Origin of the sequence: Streptosporangium fragile, assembly GCF_039534445.1 — a bacterium.
GTDB classification, from domain to species: Bacteria; Actinomycetota; Actinomycetes; order Streptosporangiales; family Streptosporangiaceae; genus Streptosporangium; species Streptosporangium fragile.
Genome location: NZ_BAAAVI010000206.1, coordinates 1 through 524, shown reverse-complemented (window position 1 = coordinate 524; position 524 = coordinate 1). Strand labels below are relative to the sequence as shown.

Genomic DNA, 524 nt, shown 5'->3' with positions numbered 1-524 from the left:
GTGCAGCCGGGCAGCGTGAGCGGGTGGGTGAACTGGTCATGATGGCCCGGGAGCAGGGGCGGGAGGTGCAGATTATCGCTGCTGACCGTCGCTCGCAGATGAACCTGAAGCAGGATGAACGGCTGTCCGGTGAGCTGATAACCGGACGTCGTCAGCTGCCGGAAGGCATGGCCTTCACGCCGGGCAGTACTGTTATCGTTGACCAGGGCGAAAAACTCTCCCTGAAAGAGACGTTAACCCTGCTAGACGGTGCCGCACGTCATAACGTACAGGTCCTGATAACCGACAGCGGGCAGCGAACCGGTACAGGCAGTGCGCTGATGGCCATGAAGGATGCCGGGGTTAACATATATCGCTGGCAGGGCGGAGAGCAACGACCGGCAACCATCATCAGTGAACCGGACCGTAATGTCCGCTATGCCCGGCTGGCCGGGGACTTTGCGGCCAGCGTGAAAGCCGGAGAAGAGAGCGTGGCACAGGTCAGCGGGGTACGGGAACAGGCCATACTGACACAGGCCATTCGC

The 524-nt window shown here is 61.3% G+C and carries 1 protein-coding gene; it reads left to right on the top strand.

The features are described 5' to 3' along the window. A partial coding sequence (locus tag ABD841_RS40665; protein WP_425582129.1) for an ssDNA-binding domain-containing protein occupies positions 1-524 on the top strand: 524 nt, incomplete at both ends.